Raw genomic sequence first — 5,702 nt, forward strand, 5'->3', positions numbered from 1 at the left:
GGCCTGCTCGGCGCGGCGGCGCCGGGCCGCCCACAACGCTGTCGCGCGCGCCTGCGCCGCCGTCGCGGCGGATTTGAGCTGTTCGCACCGCTCGACCATGGCCCGCAGCTCGGCCTCACCCGCAACCGGATCGATGTCGAACAAAGTTTCGAACATGGCGCCGACGCTACCCCGGGCCACCGACATTTAGCGCGAACGCAGATCCTTGCGGAGGATCTTTCCCGAAGCGGATTTCGGCACCGCGTCGATGAACTCGACCTGGCGCACCTTCTTGTAGGGCGCCACCTGCCCGGCCACGAAGTCCATCACGGAGTCCTCGGTCAGCCCGGAACCGGCCTGCTTGACCACGAACGCCTTCGGCACCTCCTCGCCGGCGTCGTCCGGCACGCCGACCACCGCGGCGTCGGCGATCTCCGGATGGCTCAGCAGCACCGCTTCCAGCTCGGCCGGCGGCACCTGGTAGCCCTTGTACTTGATCAGTTCCTTGAGCCGGTCGACGATGTAGACGCACCCGTGCTCGTCGACCTGGGCCAGGTCGCCGGTGTGTAACCAGCCGTCGTCGTCGATGGTCGCCCGGGTGGCCTCGTCGTTGTTCAGATAGCCGGTCATCACATTGGGTCCCTTGAACCACAGTTCGCCGGTCTCGCTCAAACCCTCTGCGGGAATGCCGATCTCCTCGCCGGTCTCCGGGTTCACGATCTTGGAGGCGGCGTTGGACACCGTCCAGCCGACCGAACTCAACGGTGCCTCGGTGCGCATGTCGTGCTCGCCGTAGTCGAACGGGGTGATGTGACTGACCGGGCTGAGCTCGCTCATCCCGTAGCCCTGGACGACGGTGCAGCCCAGTCGTTCGGCTACGGCATGGCCCAGGTCGGCGTCCAGCGGTGCGGCGCCCGACATCACGACGTTGAGCGAGGACAGGTCGTAGTCGTCGATCAACGGATGCTTGGCCAGCGCCACGGCCACCGGCGGTGCGATGAAGGCGACGGTGCACCGGTGCTCGGCGATGTTGGCCAGGAAGGCCTCGAGGTCGAAGCCGGGCATGATGACCAGCCGGGCGCGGGCGTGCAGCGCCGCGTTGAGCAGCACGGTCATGCCGTAGATGTGGAAGAACGGCAGCACGGCCAATACCACGTCGTCTCGGGTCATGCCGTGCAACGGCCGGATCTGGGCGACGTTGGCGACCAGATTGCGATGGGTGAGCATGACGCCCTTGGGGTTGCCCGTCGTGCCGGAACTGTAGGGCAGCACGGCCAGGTGCGCAGACGGGGCGAAACTCACCTCCGGTGCCGGAGTGCCCGGCGCGAGCAACTCCGCGGCGTTGGGATGGCCGTCGGCGTCACGGCCCGCGCCGTCGAGCACCACCACGTTCTCGGCGGGCAGGCCGGCGGCCGCGGCGCCCTCCCCGGCCTGCGGCAGCAGCGCGCTGACGGTCATCAGCATCGAGGCGCCGGAGTCGGTCAGCTGCTTGGCGATGTCCTTGGCGGTGAACAGCGCGTTGATCGTCGTCGCCGTCGCCCCGGCCCGCAGGATGCCGTGGAAGGCCACGGCGAACGCGGAGCTGTTCGGGGCGAGCAGGCCCACCACGTCGCCGACGCCGTGGCCCCGGCCGGCCAGGGCGCCGGCGAACGACTCGATGCGGGCGACCATCTCGCGGTAGGAGGTGTGCCGGCCCGACTTGGCGTCGATCAGGGCGACGCGGTCGGCGTCGTCCTCGGTGTCGGACAACCCGTCGAACAGGTAGTCGTAGACACTCGCGGTGGGGATGTCGACTTCGGGGAAGGGGCTCGAGAAACTCATGGCGACTCCGATCGAACCACGCGTGCGGCCGCGGCGGGTCAACGTTCGTCGAGCTGCCTGATCAATTTCTTGGCCGCGACCATCCGGAACGAGGCATCGGTCAGTTCGGCGACCTCGTCCCAGTCCACCTGGGCGGCGTCGAAGTCCAGGCCCAGCCATCCGAACGGGCCCATGTAGGCGGGAAAGAAGAAGCGGCGGTCCTGCTCGAGAGCGCGGCGGTCGCTGTCGTCGACCTTGACCAGAATCGAGTGGGGATGTCCTACGTGTTCCCCCTTGACCTCCCCCTTGGTGCTGCCGCCGTACATCAGGAACATCTTCGGGGCGCAGAACACCGGTCTGCCCCACGAGATCTTCTCGAACGCCCCGGGGAAGCCCAACGCGATCGCGCGCACCGCGGCGAGCCCGGGATCGTCGTCGCTGAACATGATCGGGTGCCCCATGTCGTCAGCGTACGCAGCGGATCCGACGGTCCGGGCTACACCGGTTCCCTGTCGGAAAGCTCCGATAACCTCACCAGCGTGAGCCCCGAGGTGACCCCGGATACCGACGCCGCCGACGCCGATCTGCGCCGGCAGTGGCAGGACCTCGCCGAGGAGGTGCGCGAGCATCAGTTCCGCTACTACGTGCGCGACGCCCCGGTGATCTCCGACGCCGAGTTCGACACCATGCTGCGCAAGCTCGAGGCGCTCGAGGACGCCCACCCGCAGCTGCGCACCCCGGACTCGCCAACCCAGCTCGTCGGCGGGGCGGGGTTCGCGACCGACTTCACCCCCGCCGAGCACCTCGAGCGGATGTTGAGCCTGGACAACGTGTTCACCCCGGACGAGCTGGCGGGCTGGGCCGCGCGGATCAGCGGCGAGATCGGCGACGGCGCGCACTACCTGTGCGAGTTGAAGATCGACGGCGTGGCGCTGGCGCTGGTGTACCGCGACGGCAGGCTGGTCCGCGCGGCCACCCGAGGCGACGGCCGCACCGGTGAGGACGTCACGCTGAATGCGCGCACCATCGACGACGTTCCCGAAAAGCTTACCGGTACAGAGGAATTCCCTGTTCCCGCCGTTCTCGAGGTGCGCGGGGAGGTGTTCTTCCGGGTGGCCGACTTCGAGGACCTCAACGCGGGCCTGGTCGCCGAGGGCAAGCCACCGTTCGCCAATCCGCGCAACAGTGCGGCGGGCTCACTGCGTCAGAAGAATCCGGCGGTCACCGCGCGGCGCAGGCTGCGGATGATCTGCCACGGGCTGGGCCACACCGACGGCTTCGCCCCGGCCTCGCTGCACGACGCCTACCGGGCGCTGGGGGCGTGGGGACTGCCGGTGTCGGATCACACCGTGCAGGTCAAGGGGCTCGAGGCGGTCGCCGAGCGGATCGCCTACTGGGGCGAGCACCGCCACGACGTCGACCACGAGATCGACGGGCTCGTGGTCAAGGTCGACGAGGTCGCGCTGCAGCGCCGGCTCGGGTCCACCTCGCGGGCCCCGCGCTGGGCGGTGGCCTACAAGTACCCGCCCGAGGAGGCCACCACCAAGCTGCTCGACATCCGGGTGAACGTCGGTCGCACCGGACGGGTGACCCCATTCGCCTACATGGAGCCGGTGAAGGTCGCCGGGTCGACCGTCGGGCTGGCCACGTTGCACAACGCCTCGGAGGTCAAGCGCAAGGGTGTGCTGATCGGGGACACCGTCGTGATCCGCAAGGCCGGCGACGTCATCCCGGAGGTGCTCGGCCCGGTGGTCGATCTGCGTGACGGCTCCGAGCGGGAGTTCGTCATGCCCACCCACTGCCCCGAGTGCGGGACCGAACTGGCCCCCGCCAAAGAGGGGGACGCCGACATCCGCTGCCCCAACTCGCGCTCCTGCCCGGCACAGCTGCGCGAGCGGGTGTTCCACGTCGCCGGGCGCGGCGCGTTCGACATCGAAGGCCTCGGCTACGAGGCCGCCGCCGCGTTGCTGCAGGCCGGCGTCATCAGCGACGAGGGCGACCTGTTCGGCCTGACCAGCGACGACCTGCTGCGCACCGACCTGTTCACCACCAAGGCCGGCGAGGTGTCGGCCAACGGCAAACGACTGCTCGCCAACCTCGGAAAGGCCAAGGCTCAGCCACTGTGGCGGGTTCTGGTCGCCCTGTCGATCCGCCACGTCGGGCCGACGGCGGCCCGCGCGCTGGCCACCGAGTTCGGCAGCCTGGAAGCCATCGAGTCGGCATCCGAGGAACAGCTGGCGGCCACCGAAGGGGTGGGCCCGACCATCGCGGCCGCCGTCATCGACTGGTTCACCGTCGACTGGCACCGCGCCATCGTCGGCAAGTGGCGCGCAGCCGGAGTGCGGATGGCCGACGAACGCGATGCCAGCATCGCGCGCACCCTGGAGGGGCTGACGATCGTCGTCACCGGCTCGCTGCCCGGATTCTCCCGCGACGGCGCCAAGGAGGCGATCATCACCCGAGGAGGAAAAGCCGCCGGGTCGGTGTCGAAGAAGACCGACTACGTGGTTGCCGGCGACTCCCCGGGATCCAAGTACGACAAGGCGATCGAACTCGGCGTCCCGGTCCTCGACGAGGACGGGTTCCGGCGGTTGCTGCAGGACGGGCCCGACGCGGTGTAGCCGGCCTCAATGGGTGATGGAGGCCACGATCCCGGCCAGATACCCCAGCCGCGCGACCTCGCTGGGCCGGAACTCCGGGCCGCCGGGACGGCCCAGCACCAGGGCCGTGTCCGGGCCCCCGAGAGGTGCAGCCGCCAGCGTGGTGTCCATGTCGCGCCACACCTGCGGCACCCAGTCCGCGGTCGCGTCGAGGACCTGGGCCCGGTGGATCGGCAGCCACGGTGTCTCCGCCGACCGCGTCTCCGGCGAGCCGGGGCTGCCGACGACCCGCTCGGGGCCGGTCTCGGACAGCCTGGTCACGGTGCACCAGCCGACCCGCAGCACCTTCGGCGCACCGTCGACCAGAACCTGCAGCTGCTTGAGCTTGCCGTCGGCGGCGGCGACGTGGTCGATGAGTTCGAGCTCGCGATGCGCCTCCAGCAGTCCGGTGTGTGGCCGGATGCTGTCGACGTGGACACCGTTGAGCTTCTCGGCGGCCGTGATGAGCATGTCGGGCATGGCGCCCGGTGGCAGGTCGACGACGAGGTCGTCGACCGCGAAACCGGAAGTCCGTTCGACCACGTCGAGGGACAGGATGTCGGCGCCCACCGACCCCAGCGCCACGGCGAGGGAGCCGAGGCTGCCGGGCCGGTCCTCCAGCTGGACCCGCAGCAGATACGAAGGCACGGCAGACACTGTGTCACGGACTGCCGTGAACCGGCGAGTCGGAAAAGCCCCGCCGGGTGACTGGGGCGGCTCGCCGCCGGGTGACTGGGGCGGCTCGCCGCCGGAGCCTTGAACTAGGCTTTGTGGTCGTGTCACAGATCTCCCGAGACGAGGTTGCCCACCTCGCGCGGCTGGCCCGGCTCGCCCTGACCGACGACGAGCTCGATGGTTTCGTCGGTCAGCTCGACGCCATCATCGGCCATGTCAGCCAGATCCAGGCCGTCGACGTCACCGGCGTCGAAGCCACCGACAACCCGCTCAAAGACGTCAACGTGTTCCGGCCCGACGCCGTGGCGCCCTGCCTGACCCAGGACGAGGCGCTGGCCGGGGCGCCCAACGCCGTCGACGGGCGGTTCGCCGTGCCGCGCATCCTCGGGGAAGCCGAATGAGCGAGCTGACCCGCCTCGACGCCGCGACCCTGGCCGACAAGATCGCCGCCAAGGAGGTGTCCTCGACCGAAGTCACCCAGGCCTGCCTGGACCGGATCGCGGCCACCGACGGCGACTACAACGCGTTCCTGCACGTCGCCGCCGATGAGGCGCTGGCCGCCGCGGCCGTCGTCGACGCCGCCGTCGCCGCCGGCGAGCAGCCCGCCTC

5 protein-coding genes and 2 pseudogenes are annotated in these 5,702 nt (G+C 69.8%); 3 read left to right on the forward strand and 4 right to left on the reverse strand.

All coding sequences use genetic code 11. The annotated features are described in order from the left end of the window. From ACXAID_RS26845 to ACXAID_RS26855, 3 genes and pseudogenes are all read right to left on the reverse strand, one after another. A pseudogene (locus tag ACXAID_RS26845) lies at positions 1 to 156 on the reverse strand (HNH endonuclease); the annotation flags it as partial. A gap of 30 nt (positions 157 to 186) precedes the next feature. Next, the gene (locus ACXAID_RS26850) at positions 187 to 1,800 is read right to left on the reverse strand and encodes a 4-coumarate--CoA ligase family protein (RefSeq protein WP_475025221.1); all 1,614 of its coding nucleotides are present in this window, start codon (positions 1,798 to 1,800) and stop codon (positions 187 to 189) included. Positions 1,801 to 1,838: 38 nt separating this feature from the next. Further along, positions 1,839 to 2,240: an MmcQ/YjbR family DNA-binding protein gene (locus ACXAID_RS26855; protein ID WP_475025222.1), complete on the reverse strand. Its 402-nt coding sequence runs from the start codon at positions 2,238 to 2,240 to the stop codon at positions 1,839 to 1,841. 78 nt (positions 2,241 to 2,318) lie between these two features. On the opposite strand from ACXAID_RS26855, the gene ligA reads away from it, so the two are divergent. After that, a complete protein-coding gene (ligA, locus tag ACXAID_RS26860; protein ID WP_475025223.1) occupies positions 2,319 to 4,400 on the forward strand; it encodes an NAD-dependent DNA ligase LigA in 2,082 nt (693 codons plus the stop codon). A 6-nt stretch (positions 4,401 to 4,406) separates the two neighbouring features. Here the strand turns inward: ligA and ACXAID_RS26865 are convergent, their stop codons facing one another. Next, positions 4,407 to 5,066 carry an ACT domain-containing protein gene (locus ACXAID_RS26865; protein ID WP_475025224.1) on the reverse strand — a complete coding sequence of 220 codons (660 nt, stop codon included), beginning with the start codon at positions 5,064 to 5,066 and terminating at the stop codon, positions 4,407 to 4,409. A gap of 128 nt (positions 5,067 to 5,194) precedes the next feature. On the opposite strand from ACXAID_RS26865, the gene gatC reads away from it, so the two are divergent. Then, a complete protein-coding gene (gatC, locus tag ACXAID_RS26870) occupies positions 5,195 to 5,494 on the forward strand; it encodes an Asp-tRNA(Asn)/Glu-tRNA(Gln) amidotransferase subunit GatC (protein ID WP_475025225.1) in 300 nt (99 codons plus the stop codon). After that, positions 5,491 to 5,702: pseudogene (locus ACXAID_RS26875) on the forward strand (Asp-tRNA(Asn)/Glu-tRNA(Gln) amidotransferase GatCAB subunit A); the annotation flags it as partial. The gene gatC and the pseudogene ACXAID_RS26875, both read left to right, overlap by 4 nt.

Source organism: Mycobacterium sp. ABE4_509, from assembly GCF_056160785.1.

What these genes read in the sequence shown, in the direction of transcription:
- ACXAID_RS26855 (WP_475025222.1), bottom strand. Translation starts at nt 2,240, where the DNA reads ATGGGGCACCCGATCATGTTCAGCGACGACGATCCCGGGCTCGCCGCG.
- ACXAID_RS26850 (WP_475025221.1), bottom strand. Translation starts at nt 1,800, where the DNA reads ATGAGTTTCTCGAGCCCCTTCCCCGAAGTCGACATCCCCACCGCGAGT.